The organism is Amylolactobacillus amylophilus DSM 20533 = JCM 1125 (genome assembly GCF_001936335.1).
Classification (GTDB): domain Bacteria; phylum Bacillota; class Bacilli; order Lactobacillales; family Lactobacillaceae; genus Amylolactobacillus; species Amylolactobacillus amylophilus.
Genome location: NZ_CP018888.1, coordinates 510,167 through 527,266 on the forward strand (window position 1 = coordinate 510,167; position 17,100 = coordinate 527,266).

General features: G+C 43.5%; 16 protein-coding genes, 2 tRNA genes and 1 pseudogene. 10 read left to right on the forward strand and 9 right to left on the reverse strand.

Going from position 1 to position 17,100, the window contains the following annotated elements; genetic code table 11:
• The first annotated feature begins 38 nt into the window (after positions 1–38).
• From helD to LA20533_RS02845, 5 genes are all read left to right on the forward strand, one after another.
• Positions 39–2,360 (forward strand): RNA polymerase recycling motor HelD, encoded by a 2,322-nt coding sequence (gene helD / locus LA20533_RS02825; protein ID WP_056946719.1) that lies wholly within the window; start codon positions 39–41, stop codon positions 2,358–2,360.
• Positions 2,353–2,964, forward strand: coding sequence for an SOS response-associated peptidase (locus LA20533_RS02830; RefSeq protein WP_054746249.1), 612 nt, complete (start codon positions 2,353–2,355; stop codon positions 2,962–2,964). The genes helD and LA20533_RS02830 overlap by 8 nt, the downstream gene beginning before the upstream one ends.
• 323 nt (positions 2,965–3,287) lie before the next feature.
• The gene (locus LA20533_RS02835) at positions 3,288–3,536 is read left to right on the forward strand and encodes a hypothetical protein (protein WP_054746250.1); all 249 of its coding nucleotides are present in this window, start codon (positions 3,288–3,290) and stop codon (positions 3,534–3,536) included.
• A 21-nt stretch (positions 3,537–3,557) separates the two neighbouring features.
• Positions 3,558–4,130 (forward strand): M10 family metallopeptidase domain-containing protein, encoded by a 573-nt coding sequence (locus LA20533_RS02840; RefSeq protein ID WP_054746251.1) that lies wholly within the window; start codon positions 3,558–3,560, stop codon positions 4,128–4,130.
• Between the two features lie 69 nt (positions 4,131–4,199).
• Positions 4,200–4,270: transfer RNA gene (locus tag LA20533_RS02845), tRNA-Gly, on the forward strand.
• 146 nt (positions 4,271–4,416) lie between these two features.
• Here the strand turns inward: LA20533_RS02845 and LA20533_RS02850 are convergent.
• Both LA20533_RS02850 and LA20533_RS08920 read right to left on the reverse strand, forming a co-directional pair.
• On the reverse strand, positions 4,417–4,623 hold the full coding sequence (locus tag LA20533_RS02850) for a hypothetical protein (RefSeq protein ID WP_054746252.1): 207 nt from the start codon (positions 4,621–4,623) through the stop codon (positions 4,417–4,419).
• A gap of 131 nt (positions 4,624–4,754) precedes the next feature.
• Positions 4,755–4,889: a hypothetical protein gene (locus LA20533_RS08920; protein WP_255313978.1), complete on the reverse strand. Its 135-nt coding sequence runs from the start codon at positions 4,887–4,889 to the stop codon at positions 4,755–4,757.
• A gap of 202 nt (positions 4,890–5,091) precedes the next feature.
• Here LA20533_RS08920 and LA20533_RS02855 point away from each other — a divergent pair, with 202 nt between their 5' ends.
• Together LA20533_RS02855 and coaBC are read left to right on the forward strand one after the other, a co-directional pair.
• The gene (locus LA20533_RS02855; protein ID WP_054746253.1) at positions 5,092–5,748 is read left to right on the forward strand and encodes a nitroreductase family protein; all 657 of its coding nucleotides are present in this window, start codon (positions 5,092–5,094) and stop codon (positions 5,746–5,748) included.
• Positions 5,749–5,901: 153 nt separating this feature from the next.
• Positions 5,902–7,095: a bifunctional phosphopantothenoylcysteine decarboxylase/phosphopantothenate--cysteine ligase CoaBC gene (gene coaBC, locus LA20533_RS02860; protein ID WP_056946723.1), complete on the forward strand. Its 1,194-nt coding sequence runs from the start codon at positions 5,902–5,904 to the stop codon at positions 7,093–7,095.
• Between the two features lie 58 nt (positions 7,096–7,153).
• Here coaBC and LA20533_RS02865 read toward each other — a convergent pair whose 3' ends face one another.
• From LA20533_RS02865 to LA20533_RS02875, 3 genes are all read right to left on the reverse strand, one after another.
• Positions 7,154–7,819 carry a CPBP family intramembrane glutamic endopeptidase gene (locus LA20533_RS02865; RefSeq protein WP_056946725.1) on the reverse strand — a complete coding sequence of 222 codons (666 nt, stop codon included), beginning with the start codon at positions 7,817–7,819 and terminating at the stop codon, positions 7,154–7,156.
• Positions 7,820–7,897: 78 nt separating this feature from the next.
• A complete protein-coding gene (locus LA20533_RS02870; protein ID WP_056946728.1) occupies positions 7,898–8,260 on the reverse strand; it encodes a hypothetical protein in 363 nt (120 codons plus the stop codon).
• Positions 8,253–9,563: a Y-family DNA polymerase gene (locus tag LA20533_RS02875; RefSeq protein ID WP_056946731.1), complete on the reverse strand. Its 1,311-nt coding sequence runs from the start codon at positions 9,561–9,563 to the stop codon at positions 8,253–8,255. Before LA20533_RS02875 ends, LA20533_RS02870 begins: the two co-directional genes overlap by 8 nt.
• A gap of 148 nt (positions 9,564–9,711) precedes the next feature.
• Between LA20533_RS02875 and LA20533_RS02880 the strand changes: the two genes are divergently transcribed.
• Positions 9,712–10,158: an Hsp20/alpha crystallin family protein gene (locus LA20533_RS02880; protein ID WP_056946734.1), complete on the forward strand. Its 447-nt coding sequence runs from the start codon at positions 9,712–9,714 to the stop codon at positions 10,156–10,158.
• Positions 10,159–10,302: 144 nt separating this feature from the next.
• Complete coding sequence (locus LA20533_RS02885) at positions 10,303–12,978, forward strand: LTA synthase family protein (protein ID WP_056946738.1); 2,676 nt, start codon at positions 10,303–10,305, stop codon at positions 12,976–12,978.
• 41 nt (positions 12,979–13,019) lie between these two features.
• Here LA20533_RS02885 and LA20533_RS02890 read toward each other — a convergent pair whose 3' ends face one another.
• From LA20533_RS02890 to LA20533_RS02905, 4 genes and pseudogenes are all read right to left on the reverse strand, one after another.
• Positions 13,020–13,679, reverse strand: coding sequence for an HD domain-containing protein (locus LA20533_RS02890; RefSeq protein ID WP_056946741.1), 660 nt, complete (start codon positions 13,677–13,679; stop codon positions 13,020–13,022).
• A gap of 1 nt (position 13,680) precedes the next feature.
• The gene (locus tag LA20533_RS02895) at positions 13,681–14,151 is read right to left on the reverse strand and encodes a DUF805 domain-containing protein (RefSeq protein WP_054746261.1); all 471 of its coding nucleotides are present in this window, start codon (positions 14,149–14,151) and stop codon (positions 13,681–13,683) included.
• A 161-nt stretch (positions 14,152–14,312) separates the two neighbouring features.
• Positions 14,313–14,480, reverse strand: a pseudogene (locus LA20533_RS02900) (Txe/YoeB family addiction module toxin); the annotation flags it as partial.
• Positions 14,481–14,537: 57 nt separating this feature from the next.
• Positions 14,538–14,610 (reverse strand) — tRNA-Thr (locus tag LA20533_RS02905).
• A gap of 145 nt (positions 14,611–14,755) precedes the next feature.
• Here LA20533_RS02905 and LA20533_RS02910 point away from each other — a divergent pair.
• Positions 14,756–17,092 carry an LTA synthase family protein gene (locus tag LA20533_RS02910; RefSeq protein WP_056946744.1) on the forward strand — a complete coding sequence of 779 codons (2,337 nt, stop codon included), beginning with the start codon at positions 14,756–14,758 and terminating at the stop codon, positions 17,090–17,092.
• Positions 17,093–17,100 lie beyond the last annotated feature (8 nt).

The window sequence follows — 17,100 nt, forward strand, 5'->3', positions numbered from 1 at the left end:
CCATTATTTTTTACGAAAATGGAGGTGCGGAGATAGCAATGGACAAGAAGATTCTTGAGGTAGAACAGAAACGGGTAGATTATGTTGTGGACGAGATCAAACATCAGCTGACGAGCACTGCAGAACAATTGGGTAAGGCATTGACGGAACGCCGTAAAGTCGAAGCAACATACGGTGACACAGCCAAGGTTAATCTAGCTGAGGTCGATGACCGCATGGAGACTAACGCTGCCATTCAACAACAAAAACAGCTAGTGGCATTAGCAGTCGAGAATGAGACTATTCTGACCAACCGCGAAAAGAATTTGCATCTCCTGCAGAAGTCACCCTACTTCGGTCGCATTGATATCGCTGAGGACGGCGAGCAAGAGACACTCTATATCGGTACCTCCTCGCTCATTACCTCGGATGATGAATTTCTTGTCTATGACTGGCGCGCGCCAATCTCCTCCCTTTACTATAACGGTACACTTGGACCAGCCACATATGACACCCCGGTGGGGTCAGTTGATGTAGAGCTTTTGCATAAGCGCCAGTTTAAAATAGTGCATAACCAGATTGTTAAGATGTTCGACACCAACGAAACGGTCGCTGACGACGTGCTCCAGGACATGTTGAGTGAACAAAGCGATACCCACATGAAGAATATCGTGGCGACCGTCCAACAAGCGCAGAACGAGATAATCAGAAACACCACTTCTGACCTACTGGTTGTAGAAGGAGTCGCCGGGAGCGGGAAGACCTCAGCCATCCTTCAACGCGTTGCTTACCTCCTATACCACGCCCGTGAGAAGCTGGATGCTGAACAAATTATTCTTTTCTCACCTAACAACCTCTTCAGCAACTACATCGCAGAAGTCTTACCAAGCCTTGGTGAGAAAAACATGCGGCAAGTCACGCTCATGGACTTCTTAGAGCACCGCCACCGTGGCTTCACTATTGAGAGCCTCTTCGAGCGCTTTGAACGCGATCAGCAGAATCTACCAACCGTTACCAGGCAAATTCGGGATTTCAAGGAAAGCTCCAGTTTCGTTAAGTTGCTTGAAGAATACCTCAGGCAAACTCCTAGTGACTTGCTGCCGTTCAGCAACCTCGTTCTACATGGGGAGGTAATCATTGGTAAAGATGAGATTAAGGCAATCTATACCAGCATTTCCAACCGTTTCTCGTTGCCAGAACGGTTCACCCAGACAAAGAACGCACTAATTAAACTGTTGCAGAACCGTACCCGCGCATATGCCAAAACAAATACCATCGAACAAGCGATCGAAAACCTCACTGACTCAGAATACCGCCAAATTCTGGGAGATAAGGAAGGCAGTTTTGCTAGCTACGACGATGAGTACAGTTTCGTGGCCTATCGGCTGGCCAAGCGGCACCTCAAGCTAGTTTACGATGCCATCTATAACGACTATTTCGTCGATATCTACCAGACATACCTTAATTTTCTTAACCATTTAGAGCCAGCAGGAATTGCGCCGAAGGCTTTCAAGGAGTCAATTTACCAATCAGCCAACGACATCGAGCTCCACCGTTTAAGAATTACGGACGCCGTGGCCATCATGTTTCTTCGCGACCTCCTCACTGGCTCAGGTCAGAACCATACGATTATGTATCTCTTTGTCGATGAGATGCAGGATTATTCCGCGAGTCTGCTCCTTTACCTAGCTCACGCATTCCCCAAGGCCAAGTTGACCCTCTTAGGTGACCAGAGCCAGTCAATCTTTACGGATAACCCGACAAGAAAGGGCACTACTAGTCAAGAGCAAACACTACAACAGCTCTTCCCCCAAAAACGCCTTAACTACCATGAATTAAATACCAGTTACCGTTCAACTAAGACCATTACGGACTTTGCCAAGGCAATTCTTGCTGCAAGTAAAATTGAGGCGTACTCGAGAGCTGGCACTCTACCAACCCTGGTCCAGTTCAACGACGAGGAGCAGTTAAACGCCGCCTATCCCACGATTATTCGCCGAGAACTACGCAACAACAAGATTGTTGCATTAATTACGAAGACCGCGGCGGAGGCTAAGGGTTTAGCTTCGCAGTTAGCACCCACAATTGAACTCACGCTAATTACAGCTAAAACTCGTTCCCTGAAGGAAGGGCTCCTAATCATGCCCATCTATCTAGCTAAGGGCTTGGAGTTTGACAGTGTCATCGCCCATAACGTTTCCACCACTAACTTTACTGACCATGCCGATGAGGAATTAATCTATACAATTGCCAGTCGTGCGCTGCACAGGCTCACACTAACCGTGGCAGGAACGCTCTCAAAGATCGTCGCCGACTCTAATGCAGAATACGAATTGCTCGATAATTTGCAGACCATAGAAGGAGGAACGAGCAATGTGTAGCCACTTCTCCATCGCTAGCATGTCTGAAATTAACAGTTTTCTCCGCGAGCTCAATTTACCGGTGGTAAACGCTAACGATGACCCATCAAATAATGACGAAGCTACCGAAATCTATCCGAACATCCAGGCACCTGTCTTAATCTACCAGAACAATCAATTACAATTAAACAAACTCAATTGGGGGTTCGAAAACCCAATTGATAAAAGAAAGCCGCCTATTTTCAACGCCAGAATCGAACGGTTCTACGAGGCTAAACCCTCGATGTGGGATCAGGCATTTGCGCAACAACGCTGCCTGATTATTGCAGCGCGCTTCTACGAGAGTCACCCGACTGAAACCGTCAAGAGCGCAAAAACCGGCCGAAGTATGAAACGACCATATCAATTTAAGTTAGCTGACCAAGATTTGTTTTTCATCGCTGGCATCTATGAGGCTGACCACTTTGCAATGGTCACAACGGAACCAAACGAGGCGGTACGTCCTTACCACAACCGCATGCCACTTCTGCTGGAACCAGCCGAGATTAGGACCTGGCTTTTCCAAAACTTCACTGAATTGGTTAATCGTCCTACCATTTCGTTAGACATCAGGCCAGCAGAATGAAGGTAGCTTACTATTAATAAGTAAAATACCCAAAATTCAATTTGTTAATATTAAATAAAATTGCTACTAATTATTTTAAAAAAGTTATATAACTGAAGTTTTACTAGTTTACGCTGCCGCTATTTTCAGGAATGTTAAATAACGGATGTCTATACGCAGTTAGTTCATATTTTTCAGAAAATATGAACTTTTTTAATCCGTTTTCAGTAATCGGATACACAGCCAGATTTAACTTGAAGTGCGAAATTATTTTATCGTAACAATCATGTTCCCTGTTATGTTTACCACTATTGTTTTTTAAGAAACAGAATGGGTAATTATCAATGCACAGAAGTATCAGCAAAAAGTTAATTACATTAATAGGTATCTTATTCACAGCAATCGGCATGCTTGGCGTCAATCAAGTGTTGCCAGCAAATCATGTCGAAGCAACGCTCGAATTGAAAGGTGGCCATTGGCCAAGCAGAACTGTTACCTACTCGATTAATCCAGGCACCGAAGCTACGGTTGCCTCAGCGTGGATTAACGCAGCCAACGAAATCAATCGTTACGGCATCATCAACTTTGTTTAGACTTCAAACGGGGCAGTGAAGTTGGGCCAACAAGTCGCCACTAACCAATCCGAACTAGGCGTAACCCAGACCTGGCGCCGCGGCAATGAGTATAGCCGCGCTGTTGCCTATCTGTCGGTTAATCAGAGTCTGAAGAATAGTCAGGGTAATAACTACTACCAAAGACAATATCCGGCGGCGTTGCACGAGCTCGGTCACGTCATCGGGTTGAAACATGACACGAATCCCGCCGGTTTGATGTACTCAGCAAGTGGCGCCTCCTTCAGCACGATTGACAGTACGTTTTTGAACGCGATGATCCAAATCTACGGTGCTTCGACCACTGGTTATGTGGGCTATGCGGCACAATCTAATGCCTCAAATGGTAACACACAACAAGCAGCACCAAATAGTGGCACCGCAACTAGAACCACCGATAACGTCGTCCCTACGCAGCAGACTACAGCGACCAACACTTTGGTTAACGCTAAGCAGCTAGAGGTTCGCATTAAAAATCTCTTAGAGGAGCTCACGCAATTCTTCAATGCGCATCGCGCTGAATATCAGTCTAGCTTAGCCAGTCACGATAAGATTCAGATGACTAGGGCAAATTAACCAAGCAATAATTTTTACCAAAAGTATCCCACAGGGGCTTTTTTTCGTGGTATAATTTTTATTGCTAATGCGGGTGTAGTTTAGTGGTAAAACTTCAGCTTCCCAAGCTGGCGTCGCGAGTTCGATTCTCGTCACCCGCTTCTTAAATAGTGGATTATTCCACTATTTTTTTTGCGAATTTTACGTGATCCGCATAATTCATACAACAAAGAAGCAGATTTTCATCTGCCTGTGCGCTTAGCCTCGATGCACCTTGGTACATGCTGCTTTTCTTTTAGCTGGTCTCTTAGCGTAAATCCTGAAGGCGTTCTTCCAGTCTGCTAATCTGACTCTCGGTCGCCGAAATCTCTGCCTGTACTTCCGCCAACGTCAGACCACTAGCGCTATAACCCTTGTACATTGCAGTGGCATAGTCGGTCTCCGTCAGCTGGCGCAAGCGCTCGTTCAATTTACCCAATTGTTTAACCGTTTGTTCATAGTGAAATTCATCCATCCGTCAATTCTCCTCACGCCAATGCATCGGGAGCCTTCAGCTGGCGAAATGACAACGCATCGATTGTAGCTGAGTAAGCGCCCATCAGCACCGTAAATCACGGTCACGTGTTCGTTATTCGGCTCAATGGATTATTCTGCCTGATACCGCAACACCACTACATTTTCTTTATTGCGGACGTGCTCCTCTTCTCGGACAAGTGTAAAATCTGCGGGTATTACTAGGTCCGGAATCACTCTGCCATTAACTTGGACTACCTCGCTCATCTCAGTGCCTCCAGTTGAAAAACTACTATTATCATCTAAATCACCCGCAGTATGCACTGATTTTATTTTTCGTGCAAAGGATTTGCCTAAAAAAAATAACTCGAGATATTTGTGAATATTGGCACAAACGATTGAACGTCTCTCGTAGATGAGTTATAGTAATCACAAAGTAAGCGATTATATGTGAAAGGGAGTACCAATTATGACTACTACAACTTTGGACCAACAACTTGTTTTAAATGACTTCAGTAAGGTAATGTTCGAGCGGCATTCGGTCCGGAAATTCAACCCTGACAAGAAGATTGACCGCGAGGAGTTACAGGCAATGATTAAGGAGGCCACCACTGCTCCTTCAGCCTGCAACCTCCAATCTTGGCACTTTGTAGTTGTGGACACGCCAGAAGGCAAAGATAAAGCCAAATCCTTCATGATGAAGTTTAACTACCCGCAGTTAGATTCATGTGCAGCAATGATCTTCGTCTTAGGCGATACACTATCGTATCAATCATACCGTGATGTTTGGAACAAAGCGGCCGAGGAAGGACGTATTACGCCCGAGAAACGGGATGAGGTATTCAAGACATTCTTGCCGTTATACGAGAGCGCTACACCCGAATTTCTCACGATGGATGCGACAATTGATGCCAGCATGGCTGCAATGCAGCTAATGCTGGTTGCCCGTGCCCACGGCTACGATACCAATCCCATTGCAGGTTACGCAGCAGACAAAGTAGTTCAAACACTCGGACTAGATAAGACTCGCTATGTGCCAGTTGTGGCACTAGCAGTCGGTGAAGCAGCTGAAACACCCATTTCTTCCGCACGTTATACCGCAGCAGAATTAACCGATTTTCTCTAAACTTCGTTAACCTTCGATTAATCTAACTAAATAACTAAATTTATCCCCATGCCTGCTTTACTCGGTATGGGGATTTTTTGTGAGGTAAAATAGGACTTTTCCACATATATTGCTATAATTAACTCGATTAGCAATATTCGAAGGAGCACTTAAATGAAACAGCAACACATCGGTATTTTGGTCACCGGCGGCATCGCTGCCTACAAAGTACCTCAATTAATTCGAGACCTCATTCGTGGTGGCGCTGAAGTTCGTGTTGCCATGACCAAGTCAGCACAACAATTCGTCACCCCATTAACGCTCGCAACCGTGAGCAAAAATCCTGTTTTGACCGATGGAGTGGGCATCTCAGCCGATGCAAAACACATTGATCACGTGGAATTTGCCCACTGGCTGGACGTTGCCGTCATTGTACCCGCAACGGCAAACACGATTGCTAAACTAGCTGCAGGGCTGGCAGACAACATCGTGACGGAAACGCTCCTCGCTTTCAATGGACCAAAATTACTAGTTCCAGCGATGAATGACCAAATGTGGCTCAATAAAAGAACACAACTGAACATTGCCCGTTTAGCAGACACAGGATTTACGCTGTTGCAGCCGGCTGAAGGAATGCTAGCTGAGGGCTATGCTGCGGTGGGCCGGTTACCCGAATTATCCGTGATTCAGCTCTTTATCAATTCGTTTAAGCAAGATAAGATTCTAACCGGAAAACGTGTATTAGTATCGGCTGGTGGAACCAGCGAGGTGATTGATCCTGTTCGCTTGCTAACTAACCGCTCCTCTGGCAAGATGGGCACATCCTTGGCCAACGCTGCTGCAGCCCTTGGAGCAGCGGTAACACTAGTTACTACGAAGGATTTGCCCACCCTACCAGCAGTAAAGATTGACCACGTCTCCTCGGCACAAGAGATGGCAACCGCGATGGCTAATCACTTTCAACAAGCGGACATTATCATCATGGCTGCTGCCGTGGCAGATTTCCGTCCTGAACATACTAGCAATCAGAAGATAAAGAAGCAGGATAATTCGACCACATTAGATCTTCATCTAGTTCAGAACACTGACATACTAGCAAAGTTAGGGCAAAAGAAAAATGCTAGTCAATATGTCGCCGGCTTCGCAGCAGAAACTACTAATCTTGTAGCAAACGCAAAGACAAAGCTAGCACACAAAAACGCTGACCTAATCATTGCCAACAGCGTTGACAATGGGCGCGGCTTTGATCAACCAAACAATAAAGTAACATTATTAACGAACAGTAAGCAGATCGAATTAGCAGACCAAGATAAACTCACACTTGCCTTTGAAATACTGACATTTATTCAACAAGAGCAGTCTAAATAATTCCTCAAAAAAAATCCTCTCAAACTTTTAATGGTTTGAGAGGATTTTCTGTAAATAATTAAAGGAGTACCACGGTTAACACACCATTGAATATTGCTAGCAAGACGGGTACCCAAAGACTTTGCGTTGAAAGATACGACCACGCTAGCAAGCCCCCAATAAGTAGCTCGCTAATAAAAATTAACGGTATACTTGAAAAGTTTAGTAAGGCAAAAATCAGTGCAGAAAAGATAACTCCCATGATGGCCTTAATCAGCGTATTTTGACGGAAAAAATAATTGAAAAAAAAGCCAGTGGTCAGAAATTGTTGTAGTGTACTTATGATGATTCCCTCGGAGAAAATAAAGAACCAAAATAATCCAGCGGAATCCCCGGCATGATATGCTGTTTGAATGCTGGTATAACCTATGCCCTGCGCCAATTGGATGTAGTTGATTACCATTCTCACAATAAATATTAGCGTGGTAATCAATACCAGTTGACCGAAATGGTCCGATATCGGCAGTGTGGTGTCTGAACGCTCAAAGTAGCGCGATTCGCGATTAAAGCGGTAGATGTAGAAAATCAACATCATTAGGCTTAGCAACAAAAAGAGAATGCTGCCCCAAAGGCGTACCTTGCCATCAACTACTGCCAACCTTCTCGCACCGAAAATAATAAAGTATCCTATTAGGTAGATGGTTCCGCGAACCATATTACCTTCACGTGATCTTGGTGTATTCATGTAATCATCCCTCATAAAGTCATGTTCGATTATACCAAAAAAAATGACTAGTTTCAGGCCAGATACTATTTTGTGCTCCTATTCAGTTCTAATTTGAATATTCTTAATATCTTCAAATTTAATCTGTTGGTCATTAATCACAACATTATCTTGCTGATAACCACCAACAAAGCCCACGATACTTGCAGGAATTACACCATTTACGTCAACTTGTTTCAATTGGATATCCACCTCTAGATGATTCTCAAATGCCTGGAACAACAGCATACCAACCTCTTCTGCAGTTTGAATCGGGCGACTCTTTATTACCTTATTATTTTGCTGCTCCTCTTGTTCAATCTTTTGTGTGTGATCACTTAAATAAAAACCTGCCCATTTCTTCATACCACGATCCTGATAATTCTTAAAAAAATCGTCCAACATTCGATCAAAATCACTCATAACTATTACCACCATTGTGGCCCCCGACAAGGCCGGCACGTTCTATCGCTGTACCCCCAGGTGCTAAGCTACTTAATTTAACGGCAGATTTCAAACCGAATTTCTTTCTAATCTGATCAGCCGTCCGATCCAGTTTGCTCCGTTTCTCTAACTGCTGCGGTTGCACAAACAGATTTAATTGACTTACTTGTTCTGGAATCAGGTCACCATAGTCCACTCCAATATTTCGTACAATTTCCCCATGCCAATTACTCCGAAAAAGGGCTAGTAGCTCCTCAACTAACTCCTTATTGTCATTTGTATAACTAATTTTTTGTTGCTTACGAAAACCCGAACGCTTCTTACCCGTACTACTTTTGTATGAAAAACCAATCCACAAGCTGACGAGACCCGTTTGTAATTTGCGACTTCTAATTCTGGCGGCGACCTGTTCGCCAATTTCCCTAATCACGATTTCAATCTCACGTTGCACCAAGTAGTCTCGTGGTAAAACCTGTGAATTACCATAGCTTCTTGCTTGCGGAATATATTTATCCCGAATTAAACTCCGATCAACCCCCCAACTCATTGCAAAAAGCTGTTCACCGATTATGCCAAATTCGTTCTTCAGTTTGACCGGATCAGTGTGTGCCAACTCGTACATATTGTGAATACCAATTCTCTCAAGGTGGGCTGCAGTTCGTTTATTGATTCCCCAAACATCCGTTAAATCAGAAATTTGCCAGATTGTATCTGCCACCTCCACATAATGCCAGAAGGCGATCATTGTTGCCCTTTTCTTTGCATCGATGTCCAGTGCAAATTTCGCCAAAAGCGGGTTCTCTCCGATACCTACAGTCGTGTAAATACCGAGCTGATTACGAATATCTAATTGAATCTTCCGCGCCACCTCAAACGGGTCCTTACCAAACAACTGGTATGAGTTGGTCATGTCTAAGATACTCTCATCAATCGAGTAGACGTGCAGGTCCTCGTCAGCCACATATTTCCGAAATATCTCAATAATCTCCATGCTCTTCTGGATGTAAAGGTTCATGTGGGGCTCGACGTAAATTAGGTCTGGCGCCTCCTCCTTGGTTGGCAAGTTGCGCTGTCTCATCACATTCTTGATTCCGTATTTCTTCTTCGCCATCGGCGAGGCAGCTAGGACGAGGCCGCCATTAGTATTCTTCTGGGTCGACATGACTACCAATTTGGTCTTCAACGGATTCAACCCCAAGGCCACGCTCTCGACACTGGCATAGAATGATTTATTATCAATCATGAAGATTAGGCGTTTAGGCTCATAACGATAATCATACAAATTATCACCCCTTTTCGCGAACAAGTGTTCGTATTTGCTATATCAAAATTACATTATTTTAGCAAAAATAGCAAGTGCAAAATATTTGAATCCCGGTAAAATAGCTCCTACAATATATATGTAGGTTGAAAGAAAGGAAGTTTTCAATATGGCAAATGAATTAATGCATCGTAGTAATAGAAATCCATTGGATCGGTTTAATGATTGGTTTAACGATGACTTCTTCGGTTTCCCTAGAGACGACTTTGCTAATGTATCATTAGCAAATATTATGCAATCAGACATCGCTGAAACCGACAAGGAGTACGTAGTCAAGATTGACATGCCAGGAATGCAAAAGGATAAGATTAATTTAAATTACCAAAACGGCGTTCTTAGTGTTTCTGGTTCTCGTGAGTCATTCTCAGATTTGAGTGATAAAGATGGGAACATCATTCACAACGAGCGTTCGATTGGCCATGTATCAAGGCAATTCCGCCTTCCAGACGTAGAAAAGTCAGCTATCTCTGCTAAATACGAGGGTGGCGTTTTGACCGTCACATTACCAAAAGCAACTGAGAAATCTGATGACGCAAATCAGATTAAGATTGATTAACAGAGCATTAACACATAGTTAGCTGGTAAGTAATACTAAGGGTGGGTTCTTCTGAACCCACCCTTTTTATATTCTGTAGTTGCCAAATGTTTTTCTAAAAATGCTATAATCAAACTCAACGAATGAAATCAAAGGATTACATTAATGCAAACAGCTAGTTTGGTACAAAAAATTCAAGCTTCATTACTCAATATATTCGTAGGCTTAATAGCAGTTCTAGCAATTGCCTATAATTCACTTTACCCAGCGACACCCACCGCAATCACCTTTCGGGGCTCGCGTTACCTCTTTGTGTTGGAGTTTGCAATAATCCTAGGAATTTCCTTTATCCTCGGCTCCCGCCATGAGACTCTATTGTCCCAGGTTAAAAACAAGCAATACTATTACCGTATCCTACTCTTTTTCCTCACTTACAGTGTATTTACATTCATCATTCACCTCAGCCTAGTTAGCTCCGCCCTTTCGCTTGCCAAATTAAGCACCGCTTTTAACTTTGTCTGGAAGATAAACAATCCCACCTTCATCCTTTTCTGGCTCGCGCTGCTTAGTCCCCTCTTTACCAAGTGGTTCCTGACCTTAACCAAGAATAAACGTTGGCTATTAATTGGTATTAACCTGCTGTTACTGCTTTTAGGCCTTGTAATTATTGACCGCACAAACCGACTTAATCTCCTTTATCTAGTGGCGATCTTTGGCGTGCTGTTCAGCTTCAGTCTAGGAATTATCGTTAGACTACCTCATTTACTCAAAGACCTAGAAGCCCAGTTATCCTTGCCTTTAATTGCGGGAATCCTAATTGTCGGCTCGCTCAACTTTGAAATTAACACAATCTGGTGGAACACCGGCATGGTCGCAGCAACTAACCTACTTGGAATTACTAATCCCAGCGCCCTCCTCATCATCCGAATTTTGCTCACCTTCATACTGATTACGACCATCGAGTGGATCAGACAACACCGACTGACGCGACCACATCTTTTTGCTGCGTCAATTGTTATTCCCAGCTCCTACTTTATTATCCAAGCCTCCAACTATTCATTTAGACTGAGCACGATGGTAACCGGTCCAGGCTCACTGTGGTTGAGTTTGATTAATCTGACATTTCTACTGGCGATTTACATGATCGTCGTGGCAATTGTGAAACGTGTCTATTTGGCCCTTGGTATCTACAGCCTCATCGTGATTCTTGTAGCTTACGCGAATATGCAAAAGGTACTACTACGAAATGAACCGATCACCCCACTAGATTTAAAAAATATTGTTATTCTTCCAGAATTGATTAGCATGATTAACGCTACCTACCTAGTGGGCGTCATCTTAGGTCTCGTCCTTTTATTAGGGTTCATTTGGCTTATCCAGAAACGCTTTAACCTCCAATTACACGCTAAATTACCAGTACGACTAGGGCTAATTATCGTCAGCGTCAGCTACCTTGTTTTCTGGGTCAATTTCCTACCAACTCAAACTGTAAGCTGGAACACTACCGGTACGCATGTCGCCAAGAATCCGGCAATGCGTGCCGCACATTACAGCACCCTCTCCATGATTGTGCCAATCGGGCATTACAGAACCAATGGCACCCTGGTTGGTTTTGCCAGCATGCTGAAAGTCACTGCAATGGAACAGCCACACGGTTACAGCAAGAGCAAGATGGAACAGCTAGCGTACAAATATACTAAAGTTGCTCAATCCCTCAACCAAACACGTAAGAATAAGATAAACGACCAAACTATTATTTATATTCTCAGTGAGTCGCTCGCAAATCCAGCACGTATTCCTGGTGTTCAATTAACCAGTAACCCACTGCCAAATATCACAAACTACCAAGCCAATAATCACGGTGGGCTCTTCTTCTCGAATGGATACGGCGGCGGGACTGCCAACATTGAGTTCGAGGCTATTACTGGTCTTTCGATGAATAATTTCTCGCCCTCGATGTCTATTCCATATTCCTTTCTCGTCCCTCAGCTGGATTTCTTCCCAACAATTATCAATTCTTTTGACGAACGAATCGCCATCCATCCTTTCACGACCCAAACCTATGAGCGTAACAAAGCGTTCAAGAAATTGGGTTTCCAGCGTTTCTACGCACAAACAGCCGGAACCGACCCTCTGAAATACTCAGCTAAAATTGGCAATAACCCATATGTCAGTGACGCTGCCTCGTATAAGAATGTCTTGGCAATACTCCGCCAGAACAACAAGAATAAAATTATTCAGTTGTCCACAATGCAGAACCACGTGCCCTACCTGAGCAATTACTATGACAGTAAAATAAAGCTGGATACTAATCTTTCCGCAAGTTCAGTGGCAAGTCTAGAGACATACACAAAAGGAGTCAACATTACGGACAAGGAGACTGCGAATTTCATCCAGGAACTGAATCAGCTACCGCAAAAGGTGACTGTCGTCTTATATGGCGATCATTTACCAGGTATCTATAACTGGCAGAAGAATAATGAACAACAACACGCTAAGTACGACAACGTTCTGCATCAGTCCGATTACTTTATCTACTCCAATTTCCAAGAAAAGAATGTCGGTAAAGCCGTAGTCTCACCGAACATGCTTAACCCACTTCTTTTCGCAAAAACTGACGCAAAAGTCTCGCCTTTCTATGGGTTAATGACCAAGATTGCCCTAAAGACTCCGGCCGCTGAATTAGGTAAGTATATGGCTGATTCGGGCAAATATATTACACAATCTAAGTTAACGAAAGCTCAACGTAAAATTTTGGCCGACTATAACATGGTAATGTACGATCTTACTGCCGGTAAAAAATACCTGAACGGTACTAATTTTTACGCCATTCCACATTAAAACCAAAAAAGTCTGTGCTCATTATTCAGCACAGACTTTTTCTATTTCTCTCCACGATATTCTGCTTCGTACTCACTCACGAATTCTTGCATTAATTTGGTTCGGCTACGTGCAATCCTCTTCGCTGCCTTCGTATTCATTAGCTTTTCAAGCTTAAATAATTTCTCATAGAAATGATTAATGATGGTTGTATCTTCACGGTAGTTATCCTGCGTAAGCTCTTCCCGCGGTTCTAGAGTGCTGTCATAATCAGCAATGCCATGTACGACACCGTACCTAATTGCACGAAAGACCCCAATTGCCCCAATGGCATCTAGCCGATCTGCATCCTGAACTATTTGCCCTTCAAGCGATAATTTATGGGTCTCAGCCAGATTATGCGCGAAGGACATCTGATCAATTATTTGAAAAATATCGTTGATCGTATCTGAGCTAATCTCAAATTGTTGCACAAGTATGTGGCGCAGATTAGCTTTCTCTGCCGTAACGTCCTGTACCAACTTTTCATCGTAAAAATCATGGAGATAGCAAGCAAGTAAAACCTTGAAATCATCCGCCTTCTTCTCTTTGTCCAGTAAGTACTGTGCATTACGGACTACTCGCCGGACGTGTTCGTAATCATGACCAGATTGATCGGATTCCATCTTACGTCTAACGAGCATTGCTACCTGCTGAACTTGTGTTTTTTCAATTTGATCCAACTTATTTCGCTCCTTCTCGTGACGGTGAAAACTCCCGTTCATCACCAACATTTGTTGTATCCGTCTCTTCACCGTAAACATTCTGATGATATTCACTCGGATACATTGACAAAATTAGTATTATTATCCAGCCAATCAATGGAATAAAGTGTAGTAACAGATACCATGCCGATTTATCCATGTCATGCAACCTTCTAACCTGTAAGCCCAGACTAATTATTTTGGCGAGAGCCTGAATTAAGGCGCTATAGCCAATCAAGCGTGCAAAAATGACAATCCGCATAAAATCAGTTGCGTCAGCCAACTTTCCTGTGTATTGGCTGTAGATTAAGCTAATTAAAATACTCATGCACACTAAAACGAGTCCCTGCGGCCACCAATAATCTCGTCTTGCAGTTCTACCATCAAGCATGAACATATTTTTGACAAAACGTCCAAGGGACGCTCTAATGGAGAAAGTAGCTGGTTTCATGAATATTTTCCTTGTCTATATTTAATTATAATGCAAACCATAGCATTCACCAACTTAAAGCAAAAAAGAACTAGGTCTGATAACCTAGTTCCAGTTGTTGCCTTTAAAAATAAGTATCAAGAATGGGATATTACTCCTAGCGCTTTCGAATAAAGCCACTCCTAGTAGTGATCCTTGACGGAATAGATGTAAATAATCTCACTTTCGATAGAGTAAACTAACCGATGTTCATCACTAACTCTTCGAGACCATTTTCCGGCCAAGCCGTATTTTAATGGCTCGGGTTCCCCCAAACCTTCATATGGACTACGTTCAATATCTCGTAAAACTTATCAACTTTCTAGATTCTTTACTCGACTTCTGCCCGATTAACAAAAACCTCATTAAGCCACTTGCCAGATTTGAACTGGCGACCCCCACCTTACCATGGTGATGCTCTACCTGCTGAGCTAAAGTGGCATAAATCCTCCAACAATCTTACTAATTACCTAGATAATCGTCAACTATTATCAATAAACAATTTGTCCAGATATTTTCGTGCTACAATAATGGTTAAATAAGTAGCTGTTTGCAACGGCTAAATCCAACAAAAATAAGGAGTTCCATGATTCAAGATATTAAAGTTCTCAGCCACAAAAACCTCACATTACACATACTCTGGCAATACATTAAGTACCACCCAACCAAATGGTGGCTTCTGGTAACGACGGCTTTCTATTTTTGTCTCTTCAAACTGCATATCTGGCGGGAGCAACGCTACCTCACTCAGCTCTGGCAATTTCTCAAACAGAGTGACTGGTCAGAAGCTGACTGGGCTACACACATTAAGCCGCTTAAACTAAAACACAGCACGCAATTCATGCTTCCAGAGACCATCATTGCACCCCTCCCGAACTTCCTATTACAAATCTTACTGGATGGGCAAGTACAACAGTTCTATGGAATCGACATTGATGTCAAGGGGCTCTCTGGTGAACCATATATGCCACTTGTGACACCATTAACAGATGCTAGTCGAATCCTGGTTACCCCTTCCTTTCAGCGGAGTTTTATCCAGCGGGTGAAAAAGCAGTTTAAAGCACCGATTCAAATCTATCATGCTGGTAAAATTTATCCCACCTACAGCCATTTCTGGTGGCATACATTCGCACTCAATGTGCGGGATGGCCTTATTCTAATTTACCTGGCTACATTTGCTACCTTTGTGATCACTACCATTGCCGGGGATCAGTACAACTTTCAGATGGTCACCGCAATCTTATTCCACCCGCGGCCTTTCCTTGCTAATATGTTCCCGGTCTTTATCACCATGATTTTTTGCTATCTGCTTTTTAGATCGCTCACTGTCGCCAGTCTGCTAGGGGCGTTACCATACCTCATTATCGGTCTGGTCAATCTCTTCATGCTTAAATACCGTAATTTTCCCTTTAAATACAGCGACATTGCTCTAGCAGGTGAAGCGCAGAATATGGGCACCCGTTACAGCTACATGCCACCCTACAAAGTTATTCTCCTAATTGTTGCGTTCGTACTTTTCAGTGTATTGATTGGATTACTGGTCAAAAGAACGGCGCTCAGTCCCTGGTTACGCACCGCCGGACTAGTACTCAGTGTCTTACTTTTCATCGTGGCCTTCAACAAGTTCTACCAGGATAATGAGCGCTATACGGCCGCATCAGACGTTAAATACGGCAACATATGGAACGGTACCAATCGCTATATGACGGCCGGGCCAATTTACTCATTCCTGCATTCAATTGGCGAAGACCAAATTAAAGAGCCCAAAGGATATGCTAAGCAGAAGGCCGAGAAGACATTAGCACAATACACTTATAAAGCTATTCCCGCTAAGAAAAAAATCAATATCTTAACAATCCAATTAGAGGCCTACGCTGACTTTGACCGATACAACCAAATTGACATCGATCCGTCAGTTTATGCCCCCCTGCGTGAAATCCAGGCACAGTCACTAACGGGTGATCTCACAACAACGATTTTCGGTGGCGGTACGGTAGATACTGAACGTAAACTTCTAACGGGATACAGTACACTGCCCCCACTCACGCACAACCAGAACTCTTTCGTGCACTATTTCAAGGAACAGAACTACGCGACACTTGCTCTCCACCCCGGCTATGGCTGGTTCTATAATCGGCAAAATACTAAAAAATATCTCGGTTTTGACAAATTCTATTATAAGGAGAATTATTACAATAAGAATGTCTCAAACGAACCTGTCGTGCCTGACAAATTAGTCTTTAACGACCTCTATCAGCAATTTAAGCAGGCAACCAATAATGGTAAGTTCCTCTTCAACCAGACCGTTACATACCAGAACCACGGCCCATATAAGACGACATATACGGGTACACCACTAGTGAAGTGGCAGGATGGTTATAACAAAGAAGACTACGCAATTATCAATAACTACCTCACCGGTATCCGTCAGACAAACGAGGCACTCCTGAACCTCATTAATAAGCTGAAAGGTGAAGATGCACCCGTCATCCTCGCCTTCTACGGTGATCACAAGCCATGGGGTGGTGCAAATAATAGCACGTACCAGATGCTGGGCATTGACCTTGACCAAGGAAGTGTGGCCGGCTACAGAAACTATTTCGATACACCATATGTAATGTGGGCTAATGCTAGCGCAAAGAAGTTAATGAAGACTGACCTTTCAGGCGCGGGGCCCAATATCTCACCAATGTACATTCTGCCAGAAATCTTTAGACACGCAGGCTGGCAAGGTAATCAGTACATGCAGTTACTACTAGATCAACAAGCCAAGCTACCTATTTTCGGTCTCAATGACATCTTTTGGTATAAGCAAAGTTATACACCAGATGTCCCGGCCGATCTCAAGCGGCGAATCAACCAGTTCCTGTACGTTCAATACTACTTGCAGACCCATTTCAAACCACAATCAATCACCAAATAACAATAAAA

Excerpts from the sequence above, each read along its gene's own strand:
- helD (WP_056946719.1), top strand. The coding sequence starts at position 39 with ATGGACAAGAAGATTCTTGAGGTAGAACAGAAACGGGTAGATTATGTT.
- LA20533_RS02830 (WP_054746249.1), top strand. The coding sequence starts at position 2,353 with ATGTGTAGCCACTTCTCCATCGCTAGCATGTCTGAAATTAACAGTTTT.
- LA20533_RS02835 (WP_054746250.1), top strand. The coding sequence starts at position 3,288 with ATGCACAGAAGTATCAGCAAAAAGTTAATTACATTAATAGGTATCTTA.
- LA20533_RS02850 (WP_054746252.1), bottom strand. The coding sequence starts at position 4,623 with ATGGATGAATTTCACTATGAACAAACGGTTAAACAATTGGGTAAATTG.
- LA20533_RS08920 (WP_255313978.1), bottom strand. The coding sequence starts at position 4,889 with ATGAGCGAGGTAGTCCAAGTTAATGGCAGAGTGATTCCGGACCTAGTA.
- LA20533_RS02855 (WP_054746253.1), top strand. The coding sequence starts at position 5,092 with ATGACTACTACAACTTTGGACCAACAACTTGTTTTAAATGACTTCAGT.
- coaBC (WP_056946723.1), top strand. The coding sequence starts at position 5,902 with ATGAAACAGCAACACATCGGTATTTTGGTCACCGGCGGCATCGCTGCC.
- LA20533_RS02865 (WP_056946725.1), bottom strand. The coding sequence starts at position 7,819 with ATGAATACACCAAGATCACGTGAAGGTAATATGGTTCGCGGAACCATC.
- LA20533_RS02870 (WP_056946728.1), bottom strand. The coding sequence starts at position 8,260 with ATGAGTGATTTTGATCGAATGTTGGACGATTTTTTTAAGAATTATCAG.
- LA20533_RS02880 (WP_056946734.1), top strand. The coding sequence starts at position 9,712 with ATGGCAAATGAATTAATGCATCGTAGTAATAGAAATCCATTGGATCGG.
- LA20533_RS02885 (WP_056946738.1), top strand. The coding sequence starts at position 10,303 with ATGCAAACAGCTAGTTTGGTACAAAAAATTCAAGCTTCATTACTCAAT.
- LA20533_RS02895 (WP_054746261.1), bottom strand. The coding sequence starts at position 14,151 with ATGAAACCAGCTACTTTCTCCATTAGAGCGTCCCTTGGACGTTTTGTC.
- LA20533_RS02910 (WP_056946744.1), top strand. The coding sequence starts at position 14,756 with ATGATTCAAGATATTAAAGTTCTCAGCCACAAAAACCTCACATTACAC.